Source organism: Microbacterium sp. BWR-S6Y (assembly GCF_041379845.1).
In the GTDB taxonomy this organism is placed as follows: Bacteria; Actinomycetota; Actinomycetes; order Actinomycetales; family Microbacteriaceae; genus Microbacterium; species Microbacterium hydrothermale.
In genome coordinates this window covers 458,852-471,995 of record NZ_JBFECV010000004.1, presented here as the reverse complement: position 1 = coordinate 471,995, position 13,144 = coordinate 458,852, and the positions used below count along the sequence as shown (strand labels likewise).

Genomic DNA, 13,144 nt, shown 5'->3' with positions numbered 1-13,144 from the left:
GGGACATGAGGGCCTCCTGGTTCGTGAAGCGGTTGAACTCAACAGCTCCACTTCACAACCGGAGGCCCTCGCTTTTTAGCTCCTCATAGCCGTGTCGCCGAAACAACGTCCCTGGACATCACACCTAGCGCGCGTCTAGCAGCGCGCGACTCCTGCGTTGTGTCGCGACCGACGGCACTCGCCGTCCTCATCGCCGCGGGCAAGATGCCGGCGGAGACCGGCGACGGCGCGCGCGAAGAGCTGGGGCTCTGAGAAGATCATCCGTGCGGAAGGGCGCAGGACGACGAAGCCTCGCTCGGCCAGGCGGAGGTCGCGCAGCCGATCGCGTTCTTGCGCCTCCCATCCGCCATGATGCGCACGACTGTCGCACTCGACGACGATCCAGTCGTCCACGACGAGATCCACTCGCCCCACACCGTCGATCTGCACCTGCACCCGTACGTCGAAGCCCTGGCCGCGGAGGAGTAGTCGTGCGATCGTCTCCGAGCCCGCCTCCGCCCGCGCGTCTACGAGCGGCCGAAGCACCCGATACCTCGCCGGTAGGCGCGCGAAGACTTCTGCGAGTCCCTCCTCGTCGATCGCCCCCGTGAAAAGAGCGTTGTCGAGTGTGGCAATGGCTGCCCGCGGGGGTTGACAGCGGACTGCCGCCGCAAGCGCCTCGACGAGAGGGACCGTGTGGAGACTGCCCGCGTCACAAGCCCGCCAGTGGACGACGACTCCCTGGGCGCCGGAGAGTCGAGTCGTGCGGGAATGGGGCGATCTGAGACGCGAACGCTCCGGCTCGACCTGGACGTGCAGGCCGCTCTTATCGAGGACGAAGATCCCCGCTTCAGCGACGGCCGACACGCAGTCGAGTCGACCGCCGACACGCTGCGCTTCTCGAACGGCTCGCGGAGAGGAGGCATCCAGGTAGACGTTCCGACGTGCGCGCACCATCGAACCTTCGGCCAGCGCCGAGCGCACTCCCGCCCGGGTGGCTCCGGATGCGCGCAGGTCCGGATAGGTCAACACATGGCCCGGAGCGATGTCCGGTGTCAGGAACGAGCTCATTCCGCACATGGTGACCGGATCCGACCGACACGATGAGGAGAGGCAGCTCGAAACGGGGACAACTCACTCCGGGGCACTCCTGGGGAGGAGCCCCGCCCCGCGCGTCCGCCCACGGGGAGGGCACAACGCAGGAAACTTCCGTGCCATCCGAGCTCAGCGGGCCCTGCGGGCGCGCAGTGGGCGGATACTCCTGCGTTGTGGTGCACGAGGCCGAGTCAACGCCCGGGGCGGTGATGCAGCGAACAGCCCGCCGCACGGAGCTTCGGTAGCGTGGCCGGATGCACCCCCAGGTCCTGCACACCGCTCGCCTCGAGCTGTCGGCGCCGGGCGACGGCGACGTCGCGACGATCCACGCGGAGTGCCAGGATGCCGCGATCCAGCGGTTCACGACGGTTCCCTCCCCCTACCTCCCGGCCGACGCCGAGACGTTCGTCGACCTGACGCGTCGATGGTGGGCCGACGGGTCGGAGGCGACCTGGGGGATCCGCCTCGACGGTCGGCTCGTGGGGATGGTGGGACTCGCGAACCTGCCGAGCGGCGGACCCGAGATCGGGTACTGGGTGTCGTCCCGCGTGCGCGGCCGGGGCGTCGCGACCGAGGCGGCGCGCGCCGTCGTCGGCTGGGGCTTCGCGCCGGAGCGTCCCGCGGTCGAACGGATCGAGTGGCGGGCCGTGGTGGGCAACACCGGCTCGGCGCGCGTCGCGCGGTCACTGGGGTTCCGCTACGAGGGTCTGCTGCGACGGGCGCACGTCAACGCGCTCGGGCGATCCGACCTGTGGATCGGCGGACTGCTGCGCGGCGACGACCGCGCACCGGTGCCGTGGCCGGTGCTCGGCTGAGACGCAAGACCCGCCCCCATGTCGGAGGGGCGTGGCAGCATGGCCGCATGCCGGAGATGCCTGAGGTCGAGGGGCTCGTCGAGTTCCTGCGGGGTCGCGTCACGGGGCTGCGTGTCGACAAGGCCACCGTGTCGGCGATCAACGCGCTCAAGACCTACGACCCACCGCTGACCGCGCTGGTCGGCGCGCACGTCACGAGCGTCGATCGCCACGGCAAGTTCCTCGACATCGCCACCGACGGTGGTCTGCATCTGGTCTTCCATCTCGCGAAGGCCGGGTGGTTGCGGTGGTACGACGCCCTTCCCACCACGATCATCAAGCCGGGTAAGACGCCGATCGCTCTGCGCGTCGGTTTCGACGACGGCTCGGGGTTCGACCTCACCGAGGCGGGGACGAAAAAGTCGCTGGCCGTGTACGCGGTGCACTCCCCCGCCGAGGTGCCGGGCATCGCGCGTCTGGGGCCCGACCCGCTCAGCGCGGGTTTCGACCGGGCGACCTTCGGGTCGCTCCTCGCGGGCCGTCGCACGCAGATCAAGGGGGTGCTCCGCGATCAGTCGATCATCGCCGGGGTCGGCAACGCCTACTCCGACGAGATCCTGCACGCGGCGAAGATGTCGCCGTATGCGCTGGCCGCCACCCTGTCCGACGACGAGGTCGACCGTCTGTTCACGGCGATGACCACGACACTGGCCGAAGCGATCGACGAGGCGCGCGGAAAGCCGCCGGCCGAGCTGAAGGATGCCAAGCGACGGGGCATGCGCGTGCACGGACGACGGGGCGAGGCATGCCCCGTGTGCGGCGACGAGGTGCGCAGCGTGTTCTTCGCCGACAACTCCCTCGAGTACTGCCCCACCTGCCAGACGGGCGGCAAGCTGCTCGCGGATCGTCGCCTGTCGCGCCTGCTGAAGTGAGCCCCACCGTGACGGGGTCGAGGGATGTGACGCTCGTCGCTCCCTTCGGACGCGCGGTGGCGCGGCCCACCGTCCGAGCGACGAATGACGGTGCAGAGCCCCGCGGCGCGCAGTCGCTCCGGGTCCCGGCACGCGGCCCAGCTACCACAAAACGTCGTCAGAAGTCGGGGAATGAAACCGCAAACCGCGCGTTGACTACACTTCGAAGTGCAAACAACGTGCTCCGGGGTCGGTGAGAATCCGAACCGGCGGTGACAGTCCGCGAACCCCTCCGCATCACGCGGTGGGGCCGATCCGGTGGAATTCCGGAACCGACGGTGATGCGAGGGTCCTTCCTCGCTAGTCCGGATAGGAGGCAGCACGGATGGCGCGTCGCGCCTTCCCGCTCCCCCTGCCCGGCATCCGCGGGAAGGACAGGGAAATGGCATCCGCCGTCGAGATCGACGCCATGCGGCGAGCGCTGCAGCTCGCCCGGCGCGGCCCGCGCGGGCTCAACCCGCAGGTGGGTGCCGTGATTCTCTCGCCGACCGGTGAGGTCCTCGCCGAGGGTTACCACCGCGGCGCAGGGACCCCGCACGCCGAGGTCGACGCCCTGTCGCAGCTGGCTCGCGGAGCGGCGCGCGGCGCGACCGCTGTGGTGACCCTGGAGCCCTGCAATCACACCGGGCGCACGGGTCCGTGCGCGGTGGCTCTGATCGAGGCCGGGGTCGGCCGCGTCGTGCACGCGATCGACGACCCGACCGACACCGCGACCGGCGGGGCAGCGCGACTGCGCGACGCGGGAGTCGACGTCGAATCGGGCGTCGAGGCGGATGCCGCGGAGCACCTCATCCACGACTGGATCGGCCTGCAGCGTACCGGCCGCCCCCACGTGAGCGTCAAGTGGGCGCAGAGCCTCGACGGGCGCGCCGCGGCCGACGACGGGTCGAGCCAGTGGATCACCGGCCCCGCCGCGCGTCGTGACGTGCACGCCCGCCGCGCCCAGGCCGACGCGATCGTCGCCGGCACCGGCACGGTGGGAGCCGACGACCCCGCCCTCACCGCGCGCGCGGCCGACGGTTCGCTCGATGAACAACCCGTCCCCGTGATCATCGGGGAGAGCGAGACGGCTCCGGATGCCGCCGTGCGTCGGCACCCGCGGGAGCCGCTGTTCTTCGCGACCCATGACCTGCGCGCGGTGCTCGCCGACCTCGCCGCCCGGGGCGTGCAGCGCGTCTTCGTCGAGGGCGGACCGACCCTGGCGAGCGCGTTCGTGCGCGAGGGCCTCGCCGACGAGGTGCTCGTCTACGTCGCGCCGGTCCTGCTCGGCGGCTCGCGCCTGGCGCTCGGCGACCTGGGCGTGCCGACGATCGCCGACGCGCGACGCCTCGACGTGGCATCCCTGCAGACCCTCGGCGACGACCTGCTGATCGTCGCCGTGCCCCACCCGACCGGCTCGGAAGCCGCCGGCACCCACGAGAACAGAGGAGAAGCCTGATGTTCACCGGAATCGTCGAAGAGATCGGCGCGGTCACCGCCGTCGAGCCGTCGGGAGACGGCGTGCGACTGACGCTGCGCGCACCGCTGTCAGTGTCGGACGCCGGCCACGGCGACTCGATCTCCGTCAGCGGCGTGTGCCTGACAGTCGTCGACCAGGGCGACGACTGGTTCACCGCCGACGTGATGAAGCAGACCCTCGACATGTCGACCCTCGCCGACGTCGCGCCGGGCCGCGCGGTCAACCTCGAGCGCGCGACCGCCGCGCACGGCCGCCTCGGCGGGCACATCGTGCAGGGCCACATCGACGGCACCGGCGTGGTGCGCGAGGTGCGCCCCGGTGCTCAGTGGAGCGTCGTGCGCGTCGGCATCCCGGCCCCCCTCGCCCCGCTCGTGGTCGACAAGGGCTCGATCGCGATCGACGGCGTCTCGCTCACGGTCAGCGCCGTCAGTGAGGCCTCCGACCCCGAGCCGTGGCTCGAGGTCTCGCTGATCCCCGAAACGCTCGAGGCGACGACCCTCGGCAGAGCCGAGGCCGGCACGCCCGTGAACCTCGAAACCGACATCCTGGCGCGTCATGTCCAGCGCATGCTCGCCTTCCGCACTCCGACCGAGAGGGGCTCCGCATGAGCCTGTCCACCATCCCCGAGGCCCTGGAGGCCCTGCGTCAGGGGCGGCCGATCCTGGTCGCCGACGACGAGAACCGCGAGAACGAGGGCGACGTCATCATCTCGGCGCAGCTCGCGACCCCCGAGTGGCTCGCGTGGACCGTGCGCTGGTCGAGCGGATACGTCTGCGCCCCCCTGCCCGCGGAGTGGGCCGACCGACTCGACCTGCCCCCGATGGTCGAGGTCAATCAAGATGCCCGTGGCACCGCGTACACCGTGAGCGTCGACGCCGCGTCGGGCGTCACGACCGGCATCAGCGCGGCCGACCGCGCCCGCACGCTCAACGTGCTCGCGAACCCCGAGTCCGTGCCGTCGAGCCTGATCCGGCCCGGTCACGTGCTGCCGCTGCGCGCGGTGGACGGCGGTGTGCGCGAGCGCGCCGGGCACACGGAGGCCGCCGTCGACCTCATGCGTCTCGCGGGGCTCGAGCCCGTCGGCGCGATCGCCGAGGTGGTGGCCGAGGACGGCAGCATGATGCGCCTGCCCGGGCTCTTCGAGCTCGGCGAGCGCGACGGCATCCCGGTCATCACGATCGAACAGCTCATCGCCCACCTGAACGAGACCGATCCCCTGCCGGCGACCGCCGCACCCAAGCGCCGCGTGAGCCTGCGCGCCGAGTCGAACGTGCCGACCTCGCACGGCACCTTCCGCTTCCTGGCGTACAAGGACCGCGTCACCGGCACCGATCACCTGGCCGTGGTCTCGGGCGACCTGACCGAGGAGGCTCCGCTCGTGCGCGTGCACTCGGAGTGCCTGACCGGTGAGGCGTTCGGCTCGCTGAAGTGCGAGTGCGGGCCCCAGCTCGAAGCGGCGCTCGACACGATCGACCGCGACGGCGGCATCGTGATCTACATGCGCGGACACGAGGGACGCGGCATCGGCCTCATCAACAAGCTGCGCGCGTACAACCTGCAGGAGCGCGGCATGGACACGGTGGATGCCAACCTCGCCCTGGGCCTGCCCGCCGACGCGCGCGACTACGCCGCCGCCGCCGGCATCCTGACCGACCTCGGTGTCGAACAGGTGCGTCTGCTCACCAACAACACCGACAAGGTGAACCAGCTGCGCGGCTTCGGCCTCGACGTCGTCGAACAGGTGCCGCTGCTCGTGGGCGTCGGCCCCAACAACCACCAGTACCTCGAGACGAAGCGCGACCGTATGGGTCACATCATCGCCGAGGACGACCTGCGCGACGCCCTCGCGCACATGAAGGAAGAGAGCGCCTGATGGCCGGCAGTGGAGCACCCGAGACCGGCGGAGTCGACGCCTCCGGACTGAACGTCGTCGTCATCGCCGGCACCTGGCACGAGGTCATCACCGACGGCCTCATCGCCGGCGCGAAGCGCGTGCTCGACGCGACCGGCGCGACCTACCGCGTCGTGCGCGTGCCGGGGTCGTTCGAGCTCCCCGTCGCGGCGAAGGCCGCTCTCGACGGCGGAGCGGATGCCGTGGTCGCGCTCGGCGTGATCATCCGGGGCGGGACGCCGCACTTCGAGTTCGTCTCGTCGGCCGCGACCGACGGTCTCACCCGCGTCGCTCTCGACACCGGCAAGCCCGTCGGATTCGGCGTGCTGACCCTCGACGACGAGCAGCAGGGGCTGGACCGCGCGGGCCTCGAGGGTTCCAAGGAGGACAAGGGCGAGGAGGCCGCGGATGCCGCGATCCGCACCGCCCTTGTGCTGCGCGAGCTGCGCGGCTGACGCGTCTCCCGGACGACGGGCCCGGTGACCCCTGCGGTCGCCGGGCCCGTTCCCGTCGGCGGCCGGGACGGAGGCGGCCGAGCCTGTCGAAGCCACCGGGGTCGGCGCGCGGGGTGAGGCCCTCCTTGCTGGCGGCGCACCCGCGGCATCCCTACCCTGGCGGGTATGGAGATCCTGCGCAGCGTCGTCGTCCTCGTCCACCTCGTCGGTTTCGCCATCCTCTTCGGCGCGTGGGTCGTCGAGGCGGTCGCCCGACGCGTGCGCGTCACGCCGCTGATGAACTACGCGATCGTGATCTCGCTCGTCACGGGACTCGCCCTCTCGGCGCCGTGGGGCCTGGACCACGACCTCAACTACGCCAAGATCGGCATCAAGCTCGTTGTGCTGCTCGTGATCGGCGCTCTGCTGGGCATCGGTTCGGCCCGCCAGAAGCGCACCGGCTCGCTCTCCCCCGCGATCTTCTGGCCCATCGGCATCCTGGCCCTGCTCAACGCCGGCCTCGCGGTCATCTGGCACTGACGGTCGCCCCGTCCCCGCGAGATGCGCGCGCGGGACGGAGCGCGTTCAGCTAGCGCATAGACTGGAGGGTCTGGACGCCCCTCACTCGGGGACGTCGCCCCGGTGCCCCCGCCCGTGCGCTCTCTCACCACCACCCCCGTGACCGCTGCGTGCCACCGCTGCGCCCCACCCCGGACGCGAACGAAGAATCTTCCCGTCAGGCAGTCATGACCACGTCATCCCCCTCCACTCGTCAGGCCCCGGCTCCGGCCAATCCCCGCTCGCGCGTCATCACCGCGAGCCTCATCGGCACCACGATCGAGTTCTACGACTTCTACGCGTACGCGACCGCGGCCGTGCTCGTCTTCCCGATCCTCTTCTTCCCGACCGGCAACGAGACCACCTCGCTGCTGCTGTCGTTCAGCGTCTTCGGCGCCGCCATGGTCGCGCGCCCCCTCGGCGCCGTCGTCTTCGGTCACTTCGGCGACCGCTTCGGTCGCAAGGCCACCCTCGTGGCATCCCTGCTGACGATGGGTGTCGCCACCTTCCTCATCGGTCTGCTGCCGACGTTCAACGAGATCGGCGTCTGGGCGGCGATCCTGCTGCTGATCATGCGTCTCGCGCAGGGCTTCGCCCTCGGCGGCGAGTGGTCGGGCGCGGCGCTGGTGGCGACCGAGAACGCCCCGAAGGGCAAGCGCGCGCTGTTCGGCACCTTCCCGCAGCTGGGTGCCCCCATCGGCTTCATCATCGCCAACGGCATCTTCCTCATCATCAACTTCGCGCTGCCGCACCCGGACGGCACGGCGCAGCGCTCGGCGGAGTTCCTCGCCTGGGGCTGGCGCGTACCCTTCCTGTTCTCGGCCGTGATGGTCATCGTGGGCCTCTGGGTGCGCCTGCGGCTCGTCGAGAGCGAGTCGTTCGCGAAGGCGGAGAAGAGCGGCGTGATCCGCAAGTTCCCGCTCGGCGAGGTCATCCGCCGCAACTGGAAGCAGTTGATCCTCGGCACGTTCATCATGCTGGCGACCTACGTGCTCTTCTACCTCATGACGAGCTTCACGCTGTCGTACGGCACCAAGCCGACCGCCGAGGGCGCCGCCGCCGCCGCGGAGAAGGCCGGGACCGCGTTCGACGCCGCCGCGTACGTGCCGGGCCTCGGATTCGGATACACGGACTTCGTCATCATGCAGATCATCGGCGTGGTGTTCTTCGGCGTCTTCACGATGCTGTCGGGCCCCCTCGCCGACCGCTTCGGACGCAAGCGCCTGCTCATCGTGGTGACCACGGCGATCATCGTCTTCGGTCTCACCTTCGCGTTCTTCCTGCTGCCCCAGGCCGACGCGACGCTCACCCGCGTGTACGTGCAGGCGTTCCTCATCATCGGGTTCCTGCTCATGGGATCGACCTTCGGCCCGATGGGCGCCGTGCTGCCCGAGCTGTTCCCGACGAACACGCGGTACACCGGCTCGGCGATCTCGTACAACGTCTCGTCGATCCTCGGCGCCGCGCTGGCCCCGATCGTCGCCGTGGCGCTGTGGGCCGCGGGCGACGGCAACCCCTGGCTCGTCGGGGTCTACCTGTCGGCGATGGGCGTGCTGACCCTCGTCGCGCTCGTGCTCTCGCCCGAGACCAAGGACGTCGACTACGACGACAACATCGCCGCGGGGGCGACGGCACCGTAACGCCGGTCGTCTCGACGACGGATGCCACGGGGCCCCGGCCTCGTGGCATCCGTCGTTCCGGGACGCACCCCTCCTCCCCACCGGTGCTCCGGCGCGGGTTCTCCCCCACGCGACGTCGCGCGGGCGACCCGCACAGCCACGGAAGGTACGGTCGGAGTACCCCGATTCTTCTCCCGAGGATGAGCATGTCTTCACCCGCTCCCGCGCGCGGTCGGCGCGGCCGCCGCCCCGCCGACGGTCCGCGCGCATCGTTCCGTCAACTGCTGCCGTTCCTGCTCGAGCACAAGCGCACGCTCGCCGTGGTCGCGGTGCTGAGCGTGCTGGGGGCGGCGGCGACGCTCGCGCAGCCGCTGCTGGTCGGCCAGGTCATCACGCGCGTGCAGAACGCGGTGCCCCTCGGCGCCCTGGTCTGGCTGCTCGTCGCCTTCGTCGTGCTGTCGTCGGTGATCTCCGGCTTCCAGCACTACCTGCTGCAGCGCACGGGCACGGCGGTGGTCTACTCGTCGCGACGCCGCCTGATCGCGCGCATCCTGCGACTGCCCGTCAGCGAATTCGACGCGCGGCGCACGGGCGACCTCGTCTCGCGCGTGGGTACCGACACCACGCTGCTCTACGCCGTCCTCACCCAGGGATTCGCGGATGCCGTCGGCAACGCCCTCATCCTCGTCGGCGCCGTGATCGCGATGGCCTTCATCGACCCCCTCCTGCTCGGGCTGATCGTCGTGGTCGTGGGCGCCTCGCTCGCGCTCGTCGTCGTGCTCAGCACCCGCATCCGCGCGGCATCCGCCGACCAGCAGGCCAAGGTCGGCGAGCTGTCGTCGGGCGTCGAGCGGGCCGTGGGCTCGATCCGCACGATCCGCGCCGCGGGTGCGACCGAGCGCGAGATTACCGCCGTGACCGAGAACGCCACCGCGGCCTACGCCGCGGGGGTGCGCATCGCGCGGGTCTCGGCGCTGATCGTCCCGGTCGCGTTCGTGGCCCTGCAGGTGTCGTTGCTCGTCGTGCTCGGCGTCGGCGGTTATCGCGTGGCATCCGGGGCTATCGACGTCGCCTCCCTGGTGACGTTCGTGATCTTCCTCTTCCTGCTCGTCCAACCCCTCGCCTCGGCCATCGGGGCGATCACGTCGGTGAACCAGGCGCTCGGCGCGCTCGGGCGCATCCAGGAAGTGCTCGACCTTCCCCTCGAAGACGACGACGACCGGCCCGCCGGGTCGGCGGCGATTCCGGATGCCGCGGCGATCGTCTTCCAGGACGTGCGCTTCCGCTACCCCGAACACGTCGTCAAGGCGCGCGAGGCGGCAGCCGCGGAAGCGCGCTCGGTGCTCGTCGGGGCGCACCTCGATACGACCGAACCGGCGCCCGCCGAGACCGACCACGAGGTGCTGCGCGGAGTGTCGTTCACCGTGCCGCGCGGGGCGCGGGTCGCCCTCGTCGGACCGTCGGGGGCGGGGAAGAGCACGATCCTCGCGCTCGTCGAGCGGTTCTACGACCCGACCGCCGGAGCGATCCTCGTCGACGGCGTCGACGCGCGCGACCTCCCCCGCGACGACCTGCGCGCGCGCTTCGGCTACGTCGAACAGGACGCTCCCACCCTCGCCGGCACGATCGCCGACAATCTGCGACTGGCCTCGCCCGACGCCTCCGACGCCGACTGCGAGCGCGTGCTGCGCGAAGTGAACCTCGGCGACGTGCTCGAGCGCAACCCGCTCGGCGTCGATGCCCCGGTCGGTGAAGACGGCGTGATGCTCTCGGGCGGGGAGCGTCAGCGTCTCGCGATCGCGCGGGCTCTGCTGGCCGCACCTCCCGTGCTGCTGCTCGACGAGTCGACCTCGTCGCTCGACGGGGTGAACGAACAGCGCATGCGCGAGGCGATCGACGCCGTGGCGACGGGCCGCACGCTGCTCGTCATCGCGCACCGCCTGTCGACCGTCGTCGACAGCGACCTGATCGTCGTGCTCGAGAACGGCCGCGTCGTCGGCCAGGGCACGCACAGCGAGCTCGTGGCATCCACTCCCCTGTACCGCGACCTGGCGAAGCACCAGTTGCTGGTGTAGCCGTCGAGCGCGCGCCGCCGCGCCCGCCGTCGGCCCGCGTGCCGCCGCTCAGCGCACCGCCGGTCAGCGCACCGGCCCGCGCGGGCGCCGCGCCGCGCCCACGTGCCGCGCGAGACCGCATCCGGCTGACATCTCGGCCGCAGCGCGGCGCCGAGTCGTCGGCGGGATGCCGTCTCGCGCTCGCCCTCCCGGAACGCACCGACGCCCCTCCCGCGCGCCAAGAACGGGAGGGGCGTCGATTCCAGGGCTCGCCCCGCGGCGCGACACGGCGCGGGGGCGAGCCGGTCTCAGGCGCGCTGCAGGCGGTAGCGCAGCGACGCGAGCTCGGCGCGCAGGGCGGCCGGCAGGTGGGAGCCGAAGGTGTCGTAGAACTCCTCCGTGAGGTCGGCCTCGGCGAGCCACGAGTCGCGGTCGATCGCGAAGAGCTCGTCGAGGTCGGCGGCGGGCAGGTCGAGGCCCGTCAGGTCGAGGTCTTCCGTACGCGGCAGGCGTCCGATCGGGCTGTCCACGGCATCCACCTGTCCGTCGACGCGGCGGATGATCCAGTCGATCACGCGGGCGTTGTCGCCGAACCCGGGCCACAGGAAGCGGCCGTCGTCGCCCTTGCGGAACCAGTTGACCTGGAAGATGCGGGGCGCGCGGTCGAAGCGCAGCTTCTGGCCGACCTTCAGCCAGTGGCCGAAGTAGTCGCCCATGTTGTAGCCGCAGAACGGGAGCATCGCGAAGGGATCGCGACGCAGCTCGCCGACCGTGCCCTCCTGCGCCGCGGTCTTCTCGCTCGACACGGTCGAGCCGAGGAAGACGCCGTGCGACCAGTCGGTGGCCTCGAGCACGAGCGGGACGTTCGTGGCGCGGCGACCGCCGAACAGGATGACGTCGAGCGGGACGCCCTCGGGGGCCTCCCAGTCCTCCGCAATCTGCGGGCACTGGGCGGCTCCGACGGTGAAGCGCGAGTTCGGGTGGGCGGCGGGGCGGCCAGACGCGGGCGTCCAATCGTTGCCCTCCCAGTCGATGAGGTGCGGCGGCGCCTCGTCGGTCAGGCCCTCCCACCACACGTCGCCGTCGGGGCGCAGGGCGACGTTCGTGAAGATCGTGTTGCCCCACAGCGTCTCGATCGCGGTGACGTTGGTCGACTCGCCGGTTCCGGGGGCGACGCCGAAGAAGCCCGCCTCGGGGTTGATCGCCCACAGGCGTCCGTCTTCGCCGGGGCGGATCCAGGTGATGTCGTCGCCGAGCGTCTCGACGCGCCAGCCGGGGATCGTCGGGCGGAGCATCGCCAGGTTGGTCTTGCCGCAGGCCGAGGGGAACGCCGCGGCGACGTGGTAGGCCTTGCCCTTCGGGTCGATCACGCGGATGAGCAGCATGTGCTCGGCGAGCCAGCCCTCGTCACGACCGATGACCGAGGCGATGCGCAGCGCGAAGCACTTCTTCGCCAGGATCGCGTTACCGCCGTAACCCGAGCCGAACGACCACACCTCGAGGGTGTCGGGGAAGTGCACGATGTACTTCTCGTCGTTGCACGGCCAGGCGACGTCGTCCTGACCGGGAGCGAGGGGCGCACCCACCGAGTGCACGGTCTTGACCCACGGCGCACCGTTCGCGATCTGCTGCGTGACGGCGGTGCCGACGCGGGTCATCACACCGATGGATGCCACGGCGTAGGCGCTGTCGGTGATCTGCACGCCGATGTGACTGAGGGGGCCGCCCACGGCGCCCATCGAGAACGGGACGACGTACATCGTGCGGCCGCGCATCGACCCCTCGAACACGCCGTTCAGCGTCTCGCGGATCTCGGCCGGGGCGATCCAGTTGTTCGTCGGTCCCGCGTCCTCCTCGCGCTCGGAGGCGATGTAGGTGCGCGACTCCAGGCGGGCGACGTCGCCGGGGTGGGAGCGGGCGAGGTAGGAGCCGGGACGCCACTCGGGGTTGAGCTTGATGAGCTTGCCCTCGTCGACCATCTCGCGCAGCAGCGCGTCGTTCTCGGCGGCGGAGCCGTCGACCCAGTGGATGCGTTCGGGCTGCGTGAGAGCGGCGACCTGGTCGACCCAGGCGGTGAGGGCGGCGAGCCCCGGGCCCTCGACGGCCGGCTTCACGCCGTATCCGGGGCGGGCGGCGGGGGCCGCGGCGGCGCGGCCGGTGGAGCGGGGGGCGAAGATGTCGGCGAGTGCCATGTCGTTCTCCTCGGTTGAGAGCGAAATCGGTGGTCTTCCCCCATCTTGAGGGCCTTGAACGAGGATTTTCCCGCGTCCTTTGATGTAAAAAATCCGAT

The 13,144-nt window shown here is 71.0% G+C and carries 11 protein-coding genes; 9 read left to right on the top strand and 2 right to left on the bottom strand.

Features of this window, described 5'->3' with window-relative positions:
- Positions 1-135 precede the first annotated feature (135 nt).
- Positions 136-1,050 (bottom strand): endonuclease domain-containing protein, encoded by a 915-nt coding sequence (locus AB1K56_RS11730; RefSeq protein WP_371205781.1) that lies wholly within the window; start codon positions 1,048-1,050, stop codon positions 136-138.
- A 278-nt stretch (positions 1,051-1,328) separates the two neighbouring features.
- Between AB1K56_RS11730 and AB1K56_RS11725 the strand changes: the two genes are divergently transcribed.
- The 9 genes from AB1K56_RS11725 (at position 1,329) to AB1K56_RS11685 (ending at position 10,875) form a co-directional block, all read left to right on the top strand.
- A complete protein-coding gene (locus AB1K56_RS11725; RefSeq protein ID WP_371205780.1) occupies positions 1,329-1,889 on the top strand; it encodes a GNAT family N-acetyltransferase in 561 nt (186 codons plus the stop codon).
- Between the two features lie 47 nt (positions 1,890-1,936).
- A complete protein-coding gene (locus tag AB1K56_RS11720; RefSeq protein ID WP_371205779.1) occupies positions 1,937-2,800 on the top strand; it encodes an Fpg/Nei family DNA glycosylase in 864 nt (287 codons plus the stop codon).
- 421 nt (positions 2,801-3,221) lie between these two features.
- Positions 3,222-4,277 carry a bifunctional diaminohydroxyphosphoribosylaminopyrimidine deaminase/5-amino-6-(5-phosphoribosylamino)uracil reductase RibD gene (ribD, locus tag AB1K56_RS11715; RefSeq protein WP_371205778.1) on the top strand — a complete coding sequence of 352 codons (1,056 nt, stop codon included), beginning with the start codon at positions 3,222-3,224 and terminating at the stop codon, positions 4,275-4,277.
- Positions 4,277-4,906 carry a riboflavin synthase gene (locus tag AB1K56_RS11710; RefSeq protein ID WP_136587068.1) on the top strand — a complete coding sequence of 210 codons (630 nt, stop codon included), beginning with the start codon at positions 4,277-4,279 and terminating at the stop codon, positions 4,904-4,906. The genes ribD and AB1K56_RS11710 overlap by 1 nt, the downstream gene beginning before the upstream one ends.
- Complete coding sequence (gene ribA, locus AB1K56_RS11705; RefSeq protein WP_371205777.1) at positions 4,903-6,171, top strand: GTP cyclohydrolase II; 1,269 nt, start codon at positions 4,903-4,905, stop codon at positions 6,169-6,171. Before AB1K56_RS11710 ends, ribA begins: the two co-directional genes overlap by 4 nt.
- Positions 6,171-6,644: a 6,7-dimethyl-8-ribityllumazine synthase gene (ribH, locus tag AB1K56_RS11700; RefSeq protein ID WP_295782874.1), complete on the top strand. Its 474-nt coding sequence runs from the start codon at positions 6,171-6,173 to the stop codon at positions 6,642-6,644. The genes ribA and ribH overlap by 1 nt, the downstream gene beginning before the upstream one ends.
- 165 nt (positions 6,645-6,809) lie before the next feature.
- Positions 6,810-7,163 carry a Fe-S protein gene (locus AB1K56_RS11695; protein ID WP_371205776.1) on the top strand — a complete coding sequence of 118 codons (354 nt, stop codon included), beginning with the start codon at positions 6,810-6,812 and terminating at the stop codon, positions 7,161-7,163.
- 206 nt (positions 7,164-7,369) lie between these two features.
- Positions 7,370-8,821, top strand: coding sequence for an MFS transporter (locus AB1K56_RS11690; RefSeq protein ID WP_371205775.1), 1,452 nt, complete (start codon positions 7,370-7,372; stop codon positions 8,819-8,821).
- A gap of 185 nt (positions 8,822-9,006) precedes the next feature.
- Positions 9,007-10,875 (top strand): ABC transporter ATP-binding protein, encoded by a 1,869-nt coding sequence (locus AB1K56_RS11685; RefSeq protein WP_371205774.1) that lies wholly within the window; start codon positions 9,007-9,009, stop codon positions 10,873-10,875.
- Positions 10,876-11,162: 287 nt separating this feature from the next.
- Here AB1K56_RS11685 and AB1K56_RS11680 read toward each other — a convergent pair whose 3' ends face one another.
- Positions 11,163-13,046, bottom strand: a complete 1,884-nt coding sequence (locus AB1K56_RS11680; RefSeq protein WP_371205773.1) for a phosphoenolpyruvate carboxykinase (GTP) — start codon at positions 13,044-13,046, stop codon at positions 11,163-11,165.
- Positions 13,047-13,144 lie beyond the last annotated feature (98 nt).

Coding starts and splice junctions, on each gene's coding strand:
- AB1K56_RS11680 (WP_371205773.1), bottom strand. CDS start 13,046: ATGGCACTCGCCGACATCTTCGCCCCCCGCTCCACCGGCCGCGCCGCC.
- ribD (WP_371205778.1), top strand. CDS start 3,222: ATGGCATCCGCCGTCGAGATCGACGCCATGCGGCGAGCGCTGCAGCTC.
- AB1K56_RS11710 (WP_136587068.1), top strand. CDS start 4,277: ATGTTCACCGGAATCGTCGAAGAGATCGGCGCGGTCACCGCCGTCGAG.
- ribH (WP_295782874.1), top strand. CDS start 6,171: ATGGCCGGCAGTGGAGCACCCGAGACCGGCGGAGTCGACGCCTCCGGA.
- AB1K56_RS11730 (WP_371205781.1), bottom strand. CDS start 1,050: ATGAGCTCGTTCCTGACACCGGACATCGCTCCGGGCCATGTGTTGACC.
- ribA (WP_371205777.1), top strand. CDS start 4,903: ATGAGCCTGTCCACCATCCCCGAGGCCCTGGAGGCCCTGCGTCAGGGG.
- AB1K56_RS11695 (WP_371205776.1), top strand. CDS start 6,810: ATGGAGATCCTGCGCAGCGTCGTCGTCCTCGTCCACCTCGTCGGTTTC.
- AB1K56_RS11725 (WP_371205780.1), top strand. CDS start 1,329: ATGCACCCCCAGGTCCTGCACACCGCTCGCCTCGAGCTGTCGGCGCCG.
- AB1K56_RS11690 (WP_371205775.1), top strand. CDS start 7,370: ATGACCACGTCATCCCCCTCCACTCGTCAGGCCCCGGCTCCGGCCAAT.
- AB1K56_RS11685 (WP_371205774.1), top strand. CDS start 9,007: ATGTCTTCACCCGCTCCCGCGCGCGGTCGGCGCGGCCGCCGCCCCGCC.
- AB1K56_RS11720 (WP_371205779.1), top strand. CDS start 1,937: ATGCCGGAGATGCCTGAGGTCGAGGGGCTCGTCGAGTTCCTGCGGGGT.